Below are 16,811 nucleotides of genomic sequence, written 5' to 3' on the forward strand. Positions count from 1 at the left end.
ACGGCCCCCCGGTCAGGGGCCGTCTTTTGTTGTATCTTATTGGGTTGAGTCCAAAAGGTTCTTGGCCGTCGCCGGCTCGCTCCGCCTTACCTTTGGCCGTAATACGCGTGGGGGCCGTGCTTGCGGCGATAATGCTTTTCCACCAGATAGTCCGGGGCCGGGGCGGCATCGGGGGCGATCTGCCGGGTCAGCAGGGCCATCCGGGCCACTTCCTCTAGGATTTGGGCGTTTTCCACCGCCTGCGCCGGGTCGCTGCCCCACGTAAAGGGGCCATGGCAGGCACAAAGCACGCCGGGCACCGCCATGGGGTCCAGCCCCCGGGTGCGGAAGGCTTCGGCCACCACCGTACCGGTGTGGGCCTCGTAGTCGGTCTCCACCTCCGCCGCGGTGAGCAGCCGGGTGCAGGGCACCGGCCCATAAAAACTGTCGGCGTGGGTGGTGCCATAGCAGGGCAGGTCCTGCCCGGTCTGGGCCCATGCCGTAGCGTAGGTACTGTGGGTATGGACGATGCCCCCTACCGACGGGAACGCCTTATACAGCTCCAGATGGGTGGCCGTGTCGCTGGAGGGACGCAGCGTGCCTTCCACCAGATGACCGTCCAGATCCACCACCACCAGATTTTTCGGCGTCAGTTCCTCATACTCCACCCCGGACGGTTTGATGACCACCAACCCCGAGGCCCGGTCGATACCCGACACATTGCCCCAGGTCAGCAGCACCAGCCCCCGCTGGGGCAGCGCCCGGTTGGCCGCCCATACTTGGCGGCGCAGCTCTTCCAACATGCAGTGTTCTCCTTTGTTTCTATCACAGCGTCACGTCGCCCACGAGCATACTGCCCGCCGTGTCGATGGCGTAGACGGTGTATTTGTGATGTTCCCCCTCGGGGGTCATCCGCAGACCGCCCTCCTCCGGCTCTACAAAGTGGAAAGTCCGGTGGGCGGTGGTGGCATGGGGATGGTCGTCCGGCGTGCTCCACGCCAAAATCCCCCCGTTGGTGCAGAAATCATCCCCCAACAGGTGCAGTTCCCCGTTGCTGTACAGCCGATAGATACCCGGTGCCGTCGCTCCGGCGGGACGCACCCACACGCTGCCCCGCTGGGGTCCGGTGTGGCCGTCCTCCGGTGTGCGGGGGCGCATCAGCAGCGCCACATTGTCCCATGCCACAAGGAAATCATCCAGTTCCATCTCGGTCTCGGCGTCAAAATCCTGCTCGCCAGCCCACGGGTCGCAGAGCAGCACCCGGGCAACGCCGCCGCTGGTGGCAAAGCCCCGCACCGCCACAAAGCGGCGCTCCGGCCAGCCTTGGGCCACCTGTGCCGGGGTGGAATCCAGCGCCACCACCGCGCCGAAGCCCTGCCGGACCTCCTCCCGCAGGGTGCCCAATCCGCACCAGCACACCCAGGTGGGGAATCCCCAGCACCCGGCTGCCGCCGCCCCAAAACTCAGGTTGCGCAGATCTTTTTCGTCCGGTTCCCGCCAGTCCCGCAGCACTTGGGCAAATTCTTCGGGCAGGCGGTCGGCGCCCCAACGGTTGGTCAGGCTCACCAGACTGATGGCCAGATCCATCCACGGGCGCAGCGCTTGGGACCGCCGGGGCATCACATAGGGCATCAGGTGCAGCCGCCGGTTGATGGGCCGTCCCCGGGCCGGGATGACCCCCACGGCCCGCACACTGACCCCTAACAGCCGCACCGCCGGGGTCACTTTTTCTTGTTTGGTATACAGGTAGATGCGCAGTTGTACCTGCGTAGCCCGCTTGCTGTCCAACCGCAGTTCATCCGGCTCCATCCGCAGGGCGCCCCGCTCCTGTGGGTGAACGCCCTCCCGGCGCAGGTGGGGGCTCCATTTGCCAAAGCCCACCCAAGCGGTCCAGTTGCCGTCCACCAGCACCCGGGCTTGCGCCTCCACCGCGGTGCCCGACGGCGAAACCGCGTTCCAGCTTACCCACAGCGCATCAAAGAGCGGCATGGGGATGGGGGCGCTGGTGTAACAGCCGTAGGGCACGTAACTGCCCTGTACCAGATCCAGCACAATGCAGCCTCCGGCCACCGTCACGTTGTCCAGCTCGCCGCGCATGAACGCTTCCGTATCCCGCAGCAGCAGGGTATTTTTCTCCATACAGGCACCGTCCTCTCCCCTGACCGGTTCAGGAGTCTTTCTTACATGATACCGATTTTGCACAAGGTTTGCAAGGCTGTGTTAAAATAAGTTTACAAATCCTGCCGCGATTTGTGGTAGAATAAAAGGAACGCAATCAAAAAGGAGTTGTCTTGCTATGGCATGGGTCACCAAAAGCAGTGAGGAAACCTACACCCCCGAACCGGCGCCCCGGGAATACACCAAACAGGAAAAAGCCGCCAACTGGTGGCATTACCACAAATTTACGGTGCTGGTGGTGCTGATCGTACTGGGCATCGTGGGGTGGCTGCTCCACGATATGTTCGGCCGGGTCCAGCCGGATCTGGAGATCGGCTATGTGGGCACACAAGCGCTGCCCACCGAAACCGCAGAGGCCTTACAGAACGCGCTGGTCCCCTATTGCAGCGACCGCAACGGGGATGGGCAGGTGGTGGTCCAGCTTAGCCAGTATCAGGTGGATTTTGCCACCGCCGAAAGCGCCAACCCCTACGCCCAGTTGGCAGGCACCACCCAACTGACCGCCGCCCTGACCGCCGGCAGCGACACCTACCTGTTCTTGCTGGAAGACCCGGCTGCCTTCCAGAGCCAGACGCAATCGCTGCAATACACCGACGGCACCCTGCCCGACGAAGCCCATCTGAATGACTGGCAGAAGATGGTCTACCGCTGGGGGGATTGCCCGGTGCTGGCCGGACTGACGCTGGAGAGTGACGGCGACACCGGAACCAGCCATCAGGACCTGCTGGACGGGCTGTACATCGGCTGCCGGGGCAACTGGGAGAAGGATGTACCGGAATCCTACACCGCCGACACGGCACTGTGGGCGGTGCTGACCGCCGGTGCCACCCCGGTGGAGGACTAAGCCATGCGCACGACCCCCAAATTGCAAGCCTATCTGCGGCGGCTGCGCAAACCCACGCCTCCTCCGCCCCCCAAGACACCGCTGCCCGACAACCCCTATCACCGCTGCTTTACCGCCAACCGCAGCTTTGAGGAGCTGGCCGCCCGTCGGCAGTCCCCCAAGGAAGAGCGGTAATTCCCTTTGCCATTTCGGCGCCCGCCCTGTTTCGGCAGTTTTGGCGGGCGTTTTTTGATAGGATGGTCCCGTATTCACTTTTTACTTAGGGAAGGGACCTTTTGTATGCTGCAAACTTTGGAACGAACCACCACCTTTGAGGCCCGGATGCTGCTGCCCACCGACGGGGAGGCACTGCGGGCACTGTGCGGCCCCGCCGGGCTGCCCCAACTGCCCGCCGCTGCCCTGCCCGCCGCCCTGCAAAGCGGCCAGATTTTAGGGGATTACGGGGGCAGCGCCACCCTGCAAGCCGCGGCAGCGCTGCTGCCCCTGTATTCCGACGCAATCCTGCCTGCCAGTCTGCGGGCCGCCGGCTACGGCGCCGACGGACAGGGCGCGGTACTGACCGAGCCGCTGCTGGCTGACCACTACCCCCAACTGCGGCAATTTTTGCGCACCGCGCTGCGGCTGGCCACGGCGCGGTATGCCAGCTACCATGTATGGGCAGTCCAGCCGCTGGACCCCGATGCCCTGCCCCAGAGCGAGGACCTGTGTGCCCAGTACCTTTCCGCCGGGCTGACGCTGCGGGCGGTGCGCCCCATGGCTGGGGCCAACATGCTGGTCTTTTCGGCCCGGGGGCTGCCCCATTGGCGGGACCCTTACCGCCGCCTGCACCTAGACGACCCCGCCCTGCCCCGCATGCTGGAACGGGGCTACGCGGTGGGGGATTTCAGTTGGGGACCGCAGGGCATGGAGCTGATCCTGCGCAACGCCTCTTAAGTTCAAAAAACCGGGCGTACCCGTACGGGTACGCCCGGTTTTTTATGCCTTGGGAAATTCCGCCAAAAACTCTTTCACATACTCGTCCTTGCCCTGTTTGCGGCAGGCCACGCCGAAGGTCAGGCCGCTGCTGCCCGGTTCAAAGGGACGGCGCACCAGGGTAGCGGGCAAGTCCTGCGTATAAAATTCCGGAAAGAGCGCCACCCCGTAGCCGCATTCGGCCAACAGGATGCCCGCCCGGTCACTTTCGCAGTGGATGTCCATATGGTTGAGGCTGTGCTCGATGATCCAGTCCCGCAGGCGGTTGGACTGCTCAAAGGGCACCAGTTTGGGATGCAGGGTCAGCAGCCGCTGTGCCTGCAAGTCGGCAAAGCGCAGGGTCTCTTTCTCTGCCAAGGGGGAGTCCGCCAGCACCACCGCATAGAGCATGGCTTCCGCCACCGGATGGAACTCACAGTTGGGCAGTTTGCGGATCATATTGCGGGTGCAGAGCATAATATCCAACTGCTCGGCCTCAAACATCTTTTTTAGGCTGAAATAGTCCTGCATATGCAGGATGGGGTTGAACCCCGCATGCCGCCGCCCCATGGCCCGCAGCGGCGGTTTGAGGTACTGCAATTCGGTGCTGCTGGTGCAGCCGATGTGGAAAAGACGCACCGCCGTGTGGGCGGCGTCGTGCATCTTCTTTTGGGCGATCTCGATCTTGGCCAAAATCTCCTTTGCGTCGTTGTAAAAGCCCTGCCCCGCCTCGGTCAGGCGCACCATCTTGGAATTGCGGATGAGCAGCACTGTGCCCAGCTCCGCTTCCAGCGTTTGGATGTGGTGGGTCACGGTGGGCGGCGACAGAAACAACTCCTCGGCCGCTTTGGTAAAGTTCAGCCGGTCCGCCACGCAGACAAAGCACAGCAGTTGTTGGGTATTCATATCTTTCTTCCTCCCCCGCATAGGATACTCCCAGTATACACCACCTTTTTATTTTTTGCAATGTATCATTCGATGTTTGCTAACGTCGAACAATGTTTTGAAATTCTCAATCTTCACAGAAGATGCTATAATTTTCTACCGAAGAGAGAACCTTTTCCCAAAGGAGTGAAGAAAGTTGAAAACGGTTTTACAGCAACTCAAGCAATACAAGCGCGATGTCTGGTGCTGCATCGGGTTCACCGCGCTGGAAGTGGTGATGGAGATTCTGCTTCCCTTCGTCACAGCCCGCATTATTGATGACGGCCTGCAAGCCGCCAACTTGGGCGTCGTCTATCGCTACGGTGCCCTGATGGTCTGCATGGCGCTGGTCAGCTTGGCCTGCGGCGCACTGGCAGGCCGCAGCGCGGCGGCGGCTTCGTCGGGGTTGGCCGCCAACCTGCGGGAATCCATCTACGCCAAGATCCAGACCTTTTCCTTTTCCAACATCGACAAGTTCAGCGTGCCCGGTCTGGTGACCCGGATGACCACCGACATTACCAACGTGCAGAACGCCTTTATGATGGTCATTCGTGTGGCGGTGCGCAGCCCCCTGACGCTGGTCTTCAGCTACGCCATGTGCCTGTACATCAGCCCCCGGCTCAGCGCCATGTTTCTCATCGCGGTGGTCTTTCTGGTGGCGGTCATCGGCAGCATCATGGTGGTGACGCTGCGCATCTTCAACGAGGTGTTCCAGAAATACGATGACCTGAACGCCAGCGTGCAGGAGAATGTTTCCGCCATCCGGGTGGTCAAGGCCTTCGTGCGGGAACCCTACGAGAACCACAAGTTCAGCACCGCCTCCCGCAACCTCTACCGCCTCTTTGTCAAAGCGGAAGGCCTGCTGGCTTTCAACAACCCGGCCATGATGGTTTCGGTGTATTTCTGCATCATCTCGGTGTCGTGGCTGGGCGCCAAATTCATTGTGGGCGGCAGCATGACCACCGGTGACCTGACCAGCTTGTTCAGCTACATCATGTCTTTGCTGATGAGCCTGATGATGCTCTCCATGGTGGTGGTCATGATCAGCATGTCGCTGGCCAGCATCCGCCGTATCAGCGAAGTGCTGGTCGAGTCCCCCGACCTGACCAATCCCGCCGACCCCATCACCGAAGTGGCGGACGGCAGCATCGACTTCGACCATGTGAACTTTTCCTACAAACACGGCAGCGGCAAAAATGCCCTGACCGACATCGACCTGCACATCCATTCGGGCGAAACCATCGGCGTCATCGGCGGTACCGGCTCGGGCAAGTCCAGCTTAGTGAACCTGATCTGCCGTCTCTACGATGTGGACGAAGGCACCGTCAAGGTGGGCGGCGTGGACGTGCGCCGCTACGACATGGACGCGCTGCGCAATCAGGTATCGGTGGTGCTGCAGAAGAACACCCTGTTTTCCGGTTCGATCCTTGACAACCTGCGGTGGGGCAACCCCAACGCCACCGACGAAGAGTGCATCGCCGCCTGCAAGGCAGCCTGTGCCGATGAGTTCATCGACCGGATGCCCGACGGCTACCACACCCACATCGAGCGGGGCGGCGCCAACGTGTCGGGCGGTCAAAAGCAGCGGCTCTGCATTGCCCGTGCCCTGCTGAAGAAACCCAAGGTACTGATTTTGGACGACTCCACCAGTGCCGTGGACACCGCCACCGATGCCAAGATCCGGGACGCCTTTGCCAAGACCATTCCCGGCACAACGAAGATCATCATTGCCCAGCGAATTTCCAGCGTGGAGCACGCCGACCGCATTCTGGTGCTGGACGGCGGCAAGATCAACGCCTTTGATACCCACGAAAACCTGCTCAAGACCAATGCCATCTATCAGGAGATCTACGAGTCGCAGGTCAAGGGCGGCGGCGACTTCGACCAGCCGGCCTGAAAGGAGGAAGTTTCATGAAACCATCCCATACGGCCCGTCCGGCGCCCCTGAAGGTGCTGAATCGGGTACTGCGTTATATGCTGCATTTCTATGCTCTGCCCTTTGTGCTGGTCATCGTCTGCATTCTTATCACGGCGGTGGCCACCGTTGCCGGCTCCACCTTTCCCCAGACTTTGGTGGATGACTACATCCTGCCGATGATCAACGCCGGTTCCACCGATTTTTCCGCGCTGGCCCAAAGCCTTGTGCGGTTGGTCTGCATTCTGGCGGTGGGCGTGGTGACGGCCTTCGGTTACAACCGCATTATGGTCACCGTCAGTCAGGGCACCATGCGCCATCTGCGGGATGATCTGTTCCACCGCATGGAAAGCCTGCCCATCTCCTACTTTGACACCCACGCTCACGGCGACATCATGTCGGTCTACACCAACGACATCGACACGCTGCGCCAACTGCTGAGCCAGAGCATCCCCCAGATCATCAACACCAGCGTGACGATGATTGCCACCCTCATCGCGATGATCGTGCTGAACCCGGCGCTGACCGTTATCTCGCTGCTCACCGCCTGCGTCATGGTGCTGGTGACCACCAACTTCTCGAAACTGTCCAGCAAGTATTACATCCGCCAGCAGCGGGATCTGGGCAACGTGGACGGCTTTATTGAGGAGATGCTGGACGGCCAAAAGGTGGTCAAGGTCTTTTGCCACGAGGAAGCCGCCCTGCGGGATTTCCGCACCGTAAACGACCAGTTGCGGGACAGTGCCAACATGGCCAACCGGTACGCCAACCTGCTAATGCCCATCAACGCCAACATCGGCTGGATCAGCTATGTGCTGGTAGCCATTGTGGGCGCGGTGCTGGGCATCAACGGTTGGGCCGGGGTAACGCTGGGCACCGTCATCAGCTTTTTGAGCCTGAACAAGAGTTTTACCAATCCCATCACCCAGATCAGCATGCAGATCAACTTTGTGATCACCGCCGCAGCCGGCGCCCAGCGTGTGTTTGACCTGATGGACCAGACCCCCGAGGCCGACGACGGCTATGTGGAACTGGTCAACGCCAAAGAGAACGCCGACGGCAGCCTGTCCGAAACCAAGGAGCGCACCAATGTGTGGGCGTGGAAACATCCCCACAAAGCGGACGGCACCGTGACCTACACCAAATTGCAGGGCAACGTGGTGCTGGACGATGTGGACTTCGGCTACACGCCGGAAAAACTGGTGCTGCACAACATCAGCCTATGGGCCAAACCCGGCCAGAAGATCGCCTTCGTGGGCGCCACCGGCGCGGGCAAGACCACCATCACCAACTTAATCAACCGCTTTTACGACATCGCCGACGGCAAGATCCGCTACGACGGCATCAACATCAACAAGATCAAGAAAGCCGATCTGCGGCGGAGCCTTGGCATGGTCTTGCAGGACACCCACCTGTTCACCAGCACCGTGATGGAAAACATCCGCTACGGCAACCTGAACGCCAGCGACGAGGAGTGCATCGCTGCGGCCAAACTGGCCAACGCCGACGACTTTATCCGCCGCCTGCCCGATGGATACCAGACGATGCTGACCGGCGACGGCGCCAACCTGAGCCAAGGCCAGCGGCAGTTGCTGGCCATTGCCCGGGCTGCGGTAGCCGACCCGCCGGCCCTGATCCTGAATGAAGCCACTTCCTCCATCGATACCCGCACCGAAAAGCTGGTGCAGGACGGCATGGACGCCTTGATGACCGGCCGCACCACCTTCGTGATCGCCCACCGGCTGTCCACCGTGCGCAACGCCGACTGCATCATGGTCATGGAACAGGGCCGCATTATTGAGCGGGGCACCCATGACGAACTGATTGCCAAACACGGCAAATACTACCAGCTTTACACCGGTAATTTTGCCGACCAGCCAGCTTGATCCCTCTCTATCCATAACCAAGCCCCCGGCCCGATGGGATCTTCCATCGGGCCGGGGGCCTTGTTTACGGTGTTTCTGCTGCGCAGATGCGGTCCAGTTCCGCCAATTCGTCGGCGGTAAAGCGGGTGTTTTCCATCGCTTGGATATTATCAAGGATCTGTTCCGGCCGGGAAGCGCCGATCAGCACGCTGGTGACCACCGGCTGAGCCAGCAGCCACGCCAGTGACATCTGGGCCAGCGTCTGGCCGCGGCGGGCGGCCACCTCGTTCAACGCCTGAATCTTGGCCACCACCTCGGGGGTGATGTCCTTTTCTTTCAGGTAGCGCCCGTCGGTGCGGATGCGGCTGTCCGCCGGAATGCCGTGGAGGTACCGGTCGGTCAAGCGTCCCTGCGCCAGCGGGCTGAAGGTAATGAGGCCCCGTTCCGTCTTGCCCACGCTCTCTTTCAGGCCGTTTTCCTCGATTTTGCGGTCAAACAGAGAGTAGCGGTTCTGGCAGATCACAAAGGGACAATGCAGCTCGTCGAGGAGGGCAGCAGCCCGTTCCAGCGTGGGGCCGTCGTAGTTGGAAAGTCCCACATACAGCGCCTTGCCGCTGCGCACCGCCTGCGCCAATGCTTCCATTGTTTCTTCCAGCGGGGTGGCGGGGTCCATCCGGTGGTGGTAGAAGATGTCCACATAGTCCAGCCCCATCCGGCGCAGGCTTTGGTCCAGCCCGGCCAGCAGATGTTTGCGGCTGCCCCAGTCCCCATAGGGACCGTCCCACATCCGGTAGCCTGCCTTGGTGGAGAGGATCAGTTCGTCCCGGTAGGGGCGCAGATCGTCCTGCAACAGGCGGCCAAAATTCCGCTCGGCGGCGCCGGGGGCAGGGCCGTAGTTATCGGCCAGATCAAAGTGGGTGATGCCATGGTCAAAGGCTGTGCGGCAGAGGGCACGCATCGTTTCGTAGGGGGTGGTGTCCCCGAAATTGTGCCACAGGCCCAGCGATACCGCGGGCAGGCGCAGACCGCTGCGCCCGCAGCGGCGGTAGGGCATGGTGTCGTACCGTTGGAGGGATGCCTGATACATGGGTAAGTACCTCCTGTTTTCTTTTTCCCCATTGTACCCCCTGCCTGCGGGGCGGTCAAGCCGGGTGTGTTGTTCTTTTCTTGCAAGAAAAGAACCAAAAGAACTCTAATTAAAAATCTCCTGCGGGGCTTTGTCCCCGCAGGAGATTTTTGTTTGGAATTTCTTCGGTTCCTTCTTTGCAAAGAAGGAACACACCCCGTCACTTGCCGGCCAGCAGGATGGCGAGGACGGCTTTTTCCACATGGAGGCGGTTTTCCGCCTCGTCAAAAATTTCGTTGGCGTGCTGCTCAAACACATCGGTGGCGATCTCCTCGCCCCGGCGTGCCGGCAGCGGATGCTGCACCATGCAGTCCGGCTTGGCCAGCGCCATCCGGGCGGCATCCAGCGTGTAGCCGGTAAAGTCCCGATGGCGGCGCTCGGTTTCCCGTTCCATGCCCATGCTCACCCACACGTCGGTGAAGAGCACATCGGCATCCCGGGCGGCTTCGTCGGGGTCATGCACCAGCCGGAAAGCATCGCCGTAGGCCTTAGCCTGCATCAGCACATCGGCAGCGGGGCGATACCCCTTGGGGCAGGCCATCGTGACCTGCATGCCCACCGCAAGACATCCTACGATCAGGCTGTTGGTCATGTTGTAGCCATCCCCGATAAAGCCCATCCGCAGCCCTTCCAGCTTGCCCTTGTACTCCCGCACTGTCATCAGGTCGGTGAGCACCTGCAAGGGATGGGCATAGTCGGTCATGCCGGAAATCACCGGCACCCCGCTGTACTGCGCCAGCATATCCAAATCGGTCTGTTTGTAGGTGCGGCAGAGGATGGCATCATAGTACCGCCCCAGAACCCGGACGGTATCTTGAATGGGTTCGCCCCGGGCGGTTTGCAGGTCGTTGGCGCTCAGGTAGGTGCCAAGGCCGCCCATCTGATAGATGCCCACCTCCAGACTGGTGCGGGTACGGGTGGAATGTTTGGCGAACAGCAGCGCCACGGCTTTGCCCTGCAAGTCCTTGGGGTCGACGCCCTGTTTGTGCAGGCGCTTGTACTCGTCGGCCACATCCAGAACGTGCAGGATCTCCTCCTTGGTCAGTCCGCCCAATTTCAACAGATGTTTCATCACAGTTTCTCCAACACGGTGCGCAGGATGGCAAGGGCCTTGTCCACATCGTCCTGCGTCAGAATCAGCGGCGGCAGCAAGCGCAGGCGGGTCTTGGCGGTGAGGACCAGCAGGCCCTCCTTCTCGCAGGCGGTGCGCACGTTGGCGGCGCTGATGCCCTCCTCCAAGGCGATGCCTACCATCAAGCCCAGACCGCTGACCGCCGTAACGTGGGGCAGTTGGGCAAGCCCCGCCCGCAGCGTTTCGGCCAACGCGCGGTCCTGCGCCAGAAGGTCGTCGGTGAGCTGCTGCAAAACGGCCAGCGCCCCCGCGCAGACCACCGGGTTGCCGCCAAAGGTGGAACCGTGGCTGCCCGGGCCCATATGGGCCGCGACCTTTTGGTTCATGACGACGGCGCCGATGGGCAAACCGCCGCCCAGCCCCTTGGCCAGCGTGACGATGTCGGGGTGCAGGTCAAACTGCTCGCAGGCCAAGAAGGTACCCGTCCGGCCTACGCCGGTCTGCACCTCGTCCACCAGCAGCAGGATGTCCCGCTCCTTGCAGAAAGCGGCCACTTGGGCCACATAGTTCTTGTCCAGCGCTACCACGCCGCCTTCACCCTGTACCAGTTCCAGCAGAACGGCGCAGGTATCGGCGTCGGCCGCCGCCTGCAGGGCGGCGAAATCCCCCGCCGGGACGTAGCCGAACCGCTCGGGGAAGGGGCCGAAATCATGGTGGAACACATCCTGCCCGGTGGCGGTCAGGGTAGCCAGCGTACGGCCATGGAAGGAATTGACCAGCGTCAACACCCGGTTGCGGTTGGGGCCATAGGTGTCCACGCTGTATTTGCGGGCGGCCTTGATGGCGCCCTCGTTGGCTTCGGCGCCGGAATTGCCGAAGAACACCGCATCCAGCCCGGTACGGCGGCAGAGTTCCTCCGCCAGCGCACCGCAGGGCTCGGTGTAATACAGGTTGGAGGTGTGCTGCAGCTTGGCTGCCTGCGCGGTCACCGCCGCCACCCAAACCGGGTGGCAGTAGCCCAGCGCATTGACGCCGATGCCCGAGGTAAAGTCCAGATACTGCTTGCCCTCGGCGTCGGTGGCCACCATGCCGGAACCGCCCACCAACGCCACCTGACTGCGGACGTAGGTATGCAGGACATGGGCATCGTCCCGCTGGATGATCGACTGGGTATTCATGACCTATCCCTCCTTTTACCGGTTGCCGCGGCGGTAGAACATGGTGCCCGCGCTGCGGTCCGAGAACATTTCCAACAAGATGGAATGGGGTACCCGGCCGTCGATGATGACCGCCTCGTGGACCCCCTTGTAGATGGCTTCGGCCATGCCCTCGATCTTGGGCAGCATGCCCCCGGCAATGACCCCCGCCTGTTTATAGCCCTCGATCTCCGAAACTTCCACCTCGGGGATCAGGGTGGATTCATCGTCCTTGTCGTAGAGCAGACCCACGATGTCGGTCATGCTGACCAGCTTTTCGGCATGCAGCGCAATGGCGATCTCGGCAGCGGCGGTGTCGGCATTGATGTTGTAGGGCACGCCGTTGCTGTCCATGCCCACCGTGGCGATGACCGGAATAAAGCTGTCCGCCAACAGGTGGTCGATCAGGGTGGTGTCCACCCGCTCGATCTCGCCCACATAGCCCAGATCCACATCCGCCTTGCGGGAACAGGTGATCATATGCCCGTCCATACCACAAAGGCCCACGCCCCGGCCTTTGAGCAGTGCCACCAAGTCCTTGTTGACCTGTCCGGCCAGCACCTGTTGGACAATGCCCATCGTTTCCTCATCGGTGTAGCGCAGGCCGCCCACAAACTTGGACTCCTTGCCCACCCGCTTGAGCATCTGGTTGATGGCCGGACCGCCGCCGTGGACCAACACCACCCGCACGCCCAGCAGCGTCAGGGTGACCAAGTCGTTCATGACGGCCAGTTTCAGCGCATCGTTGACCATGGCGTTGCCGCCGTACTTGATGACCAGCGTTTTGCCGTGGTATTTCTGGATATAGGGCGTTGCTTCGCTGAAAAGCAGCGCCATCTGTTCATTCTTCATCGCCGTCTTCCCCTCGCTTCTCAGGTGCGGTAGTCGCCGTTGATCTTGACGTAGTCGTAGGTCAGATCGCAGCCCCAAGCCTTGGCCGTGACATCGCCGCAGCCCAAGTCCACAAGGATCTCGATCTCATCTTCCTTCAGGACCTTGGCGGCCTCCTCCTCACTGTAAGGGTGGTAGGCGGCGTTTTCGCAGACAAAGACCTCGCCCGCCCGGCTCTTGAGCCGCACTGCGGTCTTGGAGATGTCAAAGTCCCCCGGCGTATAGCCGATGGCGCAGAGCACCCGGCCCCAGTTGGCGTCGGCACCGAACATAGCGGCCTTGAAGAGGGTGGAATGGATGACGCTCTTGGAAACAGCCCGGGCGGTGGTCAGATCGGGCGCGCCGGTGACGGTGCATTCCAGCAGCTTGGTAGCGCCTTCGCCATCGGCGGCCAGTTCCCGGCAGAGATGCTCGGCCACCACGGTCAGCGCCGCCACAAAGGTGTCGTAATCGGCGGTATCGGGCAGCACTTCCGCCCCCGACAGACCGGAGGCCAGCAGCAGCACGGTGTCGTTGGTGGAGGTATCACCGTCCACCGAGATCTGGTTGAAGGTGGCGGGCACCACGGTGGACAGCGCCTTTTGCAGCAGGGCGGGTTCCACCTTGGCGTCGGTGGTCATAAAGAGCAGCATGGTGGCCATGTTGGGGTGGATCATGCCGGAGCCTTTGGCGATGGCGCCGATGCGGCAGGTCTTGCCGCCCAGCGCAAATTCCACCGCGAATTCCTTGGCGTGGGTGTCGGTGGTCATGATGGCGGTGGCGGCGTCGTGGCTGCCTTCCGCCGTAGCGGCCAGCTTGGCGGCGGCTTCGGGGATGCCCTTTTCAAAGGGGGTCAGCTCCATCGCCTGCCCGATAACACCGGTGGAGGCAGGCAGCACATCGTCGGCGGCGATGCCCAGTGCCTTGGCTACCAAATCACAGGTATCGGTGGCCAGTTGGATGCCATTGGGGGCACAGGTGTTGGCGTTGCCGCTGTTGACCAGAATGGCCTGGGCATACCCGTCCTGCAGGTGCTGCCGGTCCACCGTGATGGGCGCACCGTACACCTTGTTGGTGGTATAGCAGGCGGCGCCCGCACAGCGCACGTCTGCCTTGATCAGCGCCAGATCCAATTTGGCATGGTTGCGCCGGATCCCGCAATGCACACCCGCGGCGGAAAAACCTTGGGCGGCACAGATACCACCCGCAACAGGCTGAAACATTTCCATGGTTCTTTTCCTCTCTCTCACTTTCCACGATCTAAGAAGTTTATTGGGCCAGACCCGCACATTCGTCCAGCCCCAGCATCAGGTTCATGCATTGCACCGCCGCCCCCGAGGAGCCCTTGCCCAGATTGTCAAACAGGCTGATGAGCTGTATCTGGGTGCCGTCGGGATTGGCAAGGCAAAAAATTTCCAGCCGGTCGGACCCGGCCAGCTTGTTGGAGGCCAAAAATCCCCCGTCGGTGCCCTCGCCCAGCGGATGGACCGAGATCATCTTCGCCCCGGCGTAGTAGTCCGCCAGCGTGTCGGCCACCTGTTGGGCTGTCAACCCCAGCGCCGCCAGATCCAAGGGGATCATGGTTTCCATCCCCGCGTAGTAGTCCGCCACCACCGGCACAAAGTCGGGGGCCTTGTCCAGCCCGGTGATGGCCCGCATCTCGGGCAGGTGCTTGTGGTGCAGTGCCAGCCCGTAGGGCCGGGGCGCGTTGAGGGCAGTGTTTTCCCGGGGTGCCTCATACTCGGCGATCATCTTTTTGCCGCCGCCCGAATAACCGGTCAGGCTGGTGCAGCTAAGCTGCACGTTCTTGGGCAGCAGGCCTTTTTCCACCAGCGGTGCCACCGGCACGATAAACCCGGTAGCATGGCAGCCCGGTACCGCCACCCGGGTGGCGGTGGTCAGTTTCTGGCGGGTGGCGCCCAGTTCGGGCAGACCGTAGACCCATTCCGGGTTGGTACGGTGGGCGGTGGAGGTGTCCAGCACCCGCACGTCGGGCCGCAGCAGCGGCACCACTTCCCGGGCGGCATCGTCCGGCAAGCAGAGGAAGGAGAGATCACTCTCGTTGATGACCGCTGCCCGGGCGTGTACGTCCTTGCGGTCCGCCTCCGAGATGGTCAGAATTTCAAATTCCGGCCGCGCCGCCAACCGGTCGGCAATACGCAGCCCGGTGGTTCCGGCAGAACCGTCCACGAAAATTTTATACTTTTCCACAAAAACACCCGTTTCTGTTATTGGTTTTGCAGAGTTTTCTTCACCAGCTCGATCTGGTGCAGCACGCTGGCCTTGGTGGGGCCGCCGTAGCTGGTACGGCCTTCGCAGCAGGTGGTCAGGTCGATGGCCTGATAGACGTCCTCCTCAAAGAGATCGCTGTACTGCTTGAACTCGTCGAGGGTCAATTCTTCCAGCGTCTTGTCGGCGGCGATGCAGGCCGCCACCATAGTACCGGTGCATTTGTAGGCATCCCGGAACGGCATGCCCTTCTTGGTCAGGTAGTCGGCGCAGTCGGTGGCGTTGATAAAGCCCTTGGCCGCCGCCCGGCGCATGTTGGCGGGCAGCGGGGTCATGGTGGCCAGCATGGGGGTAACGGTGCGCAGGCAGAGTTCCAGCGTGTCCACCGCGTCGAAGATGGCCTCTTTGTCCTCCTGCATGTCCTTGTCGTAGGCCAGCGGGATGCCCTTCATCATGACCAGCAGGGTGTTCAGGTCACCGTAAACGCGGCCCGTCTTGCCCCGGATCAGCTCGGTGACATCGGGGTTTTTCTTCTGGGGCATGATGGAGGAACCGGTGGTAAAGGCGTCGTCCAATTCGATGAACTTGAACTCCCAGCTGCACCAGAGGATGATCTCCTCGGACAGGCGGGAGAGGTGCATCATGCAGGTGGCCAGCGCCGCACAAAGCTCGATGCAGAAGTCCCGGTCAGACACGCCGTCGATGGAGTTGGCGCAGGGGGCGTCAAAGCCCAGTTCCTTGGCGGTATAGAACCGGTCCAGCGGATAGGTGGTGCCCGCCAATGCGCCGGAGCCCAGCGGGCATTCGGCATTCATCCGGCCCACGGCATCCTGCATCCGGCCCAGATCCCGCAGCAGCATCCACGCATAGGCCATGAGCTGGTGGCCGAAGGTCACCGGCTGGGCCCGCTGCAGATGGGTGTAGCCCGGCATGACATAGTCGGCGCTTTTTTCGGCCTGCGTGCAGAGGGTCTCGATCAATTCCCGCAGTTGGCCTTGCAGGTGGGTGGCCGCCACCCGCAGGTTGAGCCGCAGGTCCAGCGCCACCTGATCATTGCGGCTGCGGCCGGTATGCAGCCGCTTGCCCGCATCCCCTACCCGGGCGGTGAGGGTCTGCTCCACGAAGGTGTGGACATCCTCGGCGGCGGGGTCAATTTCCAGCGCACCGCTGTGCAGATCTTCCAAAATGCTATGCAGACCTTTGTGGATATCCTCCACATCCTTGGCCGAGATGATGCCCTGCCGCCCCAGCATGGCGGAGTGGATCAGACTGCCCTGAATGTCCTGCTCGATCATCCGTGCGTCAAACCGGATGGAAGAGTTGAAGTCATTGACGCGGCTATCCACCGCTTTGCTGGCGCGGCCCTGCCACAGTTGTGCCATAAAGACCCTCCTTAGGGGTGTAATAACAAAATCCGCCGTGGGCATACAGCCCACCCACGGCGGCACGGAATTTTGAAGAAAAACGGATTACTCCTCGGTGGGCCAGTTCTTGGCCAGCTTGGCGCGCTCGGCGATGGGCAGGCCGAAGAGGTTGATGAACCCGTTGGCGTCGGCCTGATTGTAGTCCTCGTCCTCGCCGAAGGAGGCGGTCTGCTCGTCATACAGCGTGTAGGGGCTGGTGACGCCGGCGTTGATCATGTTGCCCTTGTAGAGCTTGAGG

15 protein-coding genes and 1 pseudogene are annotated in these 16,811 nt (G+C 61.8%); 5 read left to right on the plus strand and 11 right to left on the minus strand.

Features of this window, described 5'->3' with window-relative positions; all coding sequences use genetic code 11:
- Positions 1-86: 86 nt before the first annotated feature.
- Together Q0526_RS13910 and Q0526_RS13915 are read right to left on the minus strand one after the other, a co-directional pair.
- Positions 87-782 (minus strand): L-ribulose-5-phosphate 4-epimerase, encoded by a 696-nt coding sequence (locus Q0526_RS13910; protein WP_298734737.1) that lies wholly within the window; start codon positions 780-782, stop codon positions 87-89.
- A 22-nt stretch (positions 783-804) separates the two neighbouring features.
- The gene (locus tag Q0526_RS13915; protein ID WP_298734740.1) at positions 805-2,118 is read right to left on the minus strand and encodes a hypothetical protein; all 1,314 of its coding nucleotides are present in this window, start codon (positions 2,116-2,118) and stop codon (positions 805-807) included.
- Between the two features lie 157 nt (positions 2,119-2,275).
- Here Q0526_RS13915 and Q0526_RS13920 point away from each other — a divergent pair, with 157 nt between their 5' ends.
- The 3 genes from Q0526_RS13920 (at position 2,276) to Q0526_RS13930 (ending at position 3,934) form a co-directional block, all read left to right on the plus strand.
- Complete coding sequence (locus tag Q0526_RS13920; protein WP_298734743.1) at positions 2,276-3,001, plus strand: hypothetical protein; 726 nt, start codon at positions 2,276-2,278, stop codon at positions 2,999-3,001.
- A 3-nt stretch (positions 3,002-3,004) separates the two neighbouring features.
- Complete coding sequence (locus Q0526_RS13925) at positions 3,005-3,175, plus strand: hypothetical protein (RefSeq protein ID WP_298734746.1); 171 nt, start codon at positions 3,005-3,007, stop codon at positions 3,173-3,175.
- 105 nt (positions 3,176-3,280) lie between these two features.
- A complete protein-coding gene (locus Q0526_RS13930) occupies positions 3,281-3,934 on the plus strand; it encodes a hypothetical protein (protein ID WP_298734749.1) in 654 nt (217 codons plus the stop codon).
- Positions 3,935-3,976: 42 nt separating this feature from the next.
- Here the strand turns inward: Q0526_RS13930 and Q0526_RS13935 are convergent, their stop codons facing one another.
- Entirely contained in the window at positions 3,977-4,858 is an 882-nt protein-coding gene (locus Q0526_RS13935; protein ID WP_298734752.1) for a LysR family transcriptional regulator, read from the minus strand.
- 175 nt (positions 4,859-5,033) lie between these two features.
- Between Q0526_RS13935 and Q0526_RS13940 the strand changes: the two genes are divergently transcribed.
- Positions 5,034-6,773, plus strand: a complete 1,740-nt coding sequence (locus Q0526_RS13940) for an ABC transporter ATP-binding protein (protein ID WP_298734754.1) — start codon at positions 5,034-5,036, stop codon at positions 6,771-6,773.
- 14 nt (positions 6,774-6,787) lie between these two features.
- The gene (locus Q0526_RS13945) at positions 6,788-8,677 is read left to right on the plus strand and encodes an ABC transporter ATP-binding protein (RefSeq protein WP_298734756.1); all 1,890 of its coding nucleotides are present in this window, start codon (positions 6,788-6,790) and stop codon (positions 8,675-8,677) included.
- 64 nt (positions 8,678-8,741) lie between these two features.
- On the opposite strand, the gene Q0526_RS13950 is transcribed toward Q0526_RS13945, so the two are convergent.
- The 8 genes and pseudogenes from Q0526_RS13950 to Q0526_RS13985 form a co-directional block, all read right to left on the minus strand.
- Entirely contained in the window at positions 8,742-9,743 is a 1,002-nt protein-coding gene (locus Q0526_RS13950) for an aldo/keto reductase (RefSeq protein WP_298734759.1), read from the minus strand.
- Between the two features lie 199 nt (positions 9,744-9,942).
- The gene (argF, locus tag Q0526_RS13955) at positions 9,943-10,854 is read right to left on the minus strand and encodes an ornithine carbamoyltransferase (protein WP_298734761.1); all 912 of its coding nucleotides are present in this window, start codon (positions 10,852-10,854) and stop codon (positions 9,943-9,945) included.
- Positions 10,854-12,032, minus strand: coding sequence for an acetylornithine/succinylornithine family transaminase (locus Q0526_RS13960; protein ID WP_298734764.1), 1,179 nt, complete (start codon positions 12,030-12,032; stop codon positions 10,854-10,856). The genes argF and Q0526_RS13960 overlap by 1 nt, the downstream gene beginning before the upstream one ends.
- A 15-nt stretch (positions 12,033-12,047) precedes the next feature.
- A complete protein-coding gene (gene argB / locus Q0526_RS13965; protein ID WP_298734767.1) occupies positions 12,048-12,902 on the minus strand; it encodes an acetylglutamate kinase in 855 nt (284 codons plus the stop codon).
- 20 nt (positions 12,903-12,922) lie between these two features.
- Positions 12,923-14,149, minus strand: a complete 1,227-nt coding sequence (argJ, locus tag Q0526_RS13970; protein WP_298734771.1) for a bifunctional glutamate N-acetyltransferase/amino-acid acetyltransferase ArgJ — start codon at positions 14,147-14,149, stop codon at positions 12,923-12,925.
- A gap of 40 nt (positions 14,150-14,189) precedes the next feature.
- Positions 14,190-15,131 carry an N-acetyl-gamma-glutamyl-phosphate reductase gene (argC, locus tag Q0526_RS13975; protein ID WP_298734775.1) on the minus strand — a complete coding sequence of 314 codons (942 nt, stop codon included), beginning with the start codon at positions 15,129-15,131 and terminating at the stop codon, positions 14,190-14,192.
- A gap of 17 nt (positions 15,132-15,148) precedes the next feature.
- Complete coding sequence (gene argH / locus Q0526_RS13980) at positions 15,149-16,531, minus strand: argininosuccinate lyase (RefSeq protein ID WP_298734778.1); 1,383 nt, start codon at positions 16,529-16,531, stop codon at positions 15,149-15,151.
- Positions 16,532-16,618: 87 nt separating this feature from the next.
- Positions 16,619-16,811: pseudogene (locus tag Q0526_RS13985) on the minus strand (argininosuccinate synthase domain-containing protein); the annotation flags it as partial.

It is taken from the genome of uncultured Subdoligranulum sp., from assembly GCF_937890665.1.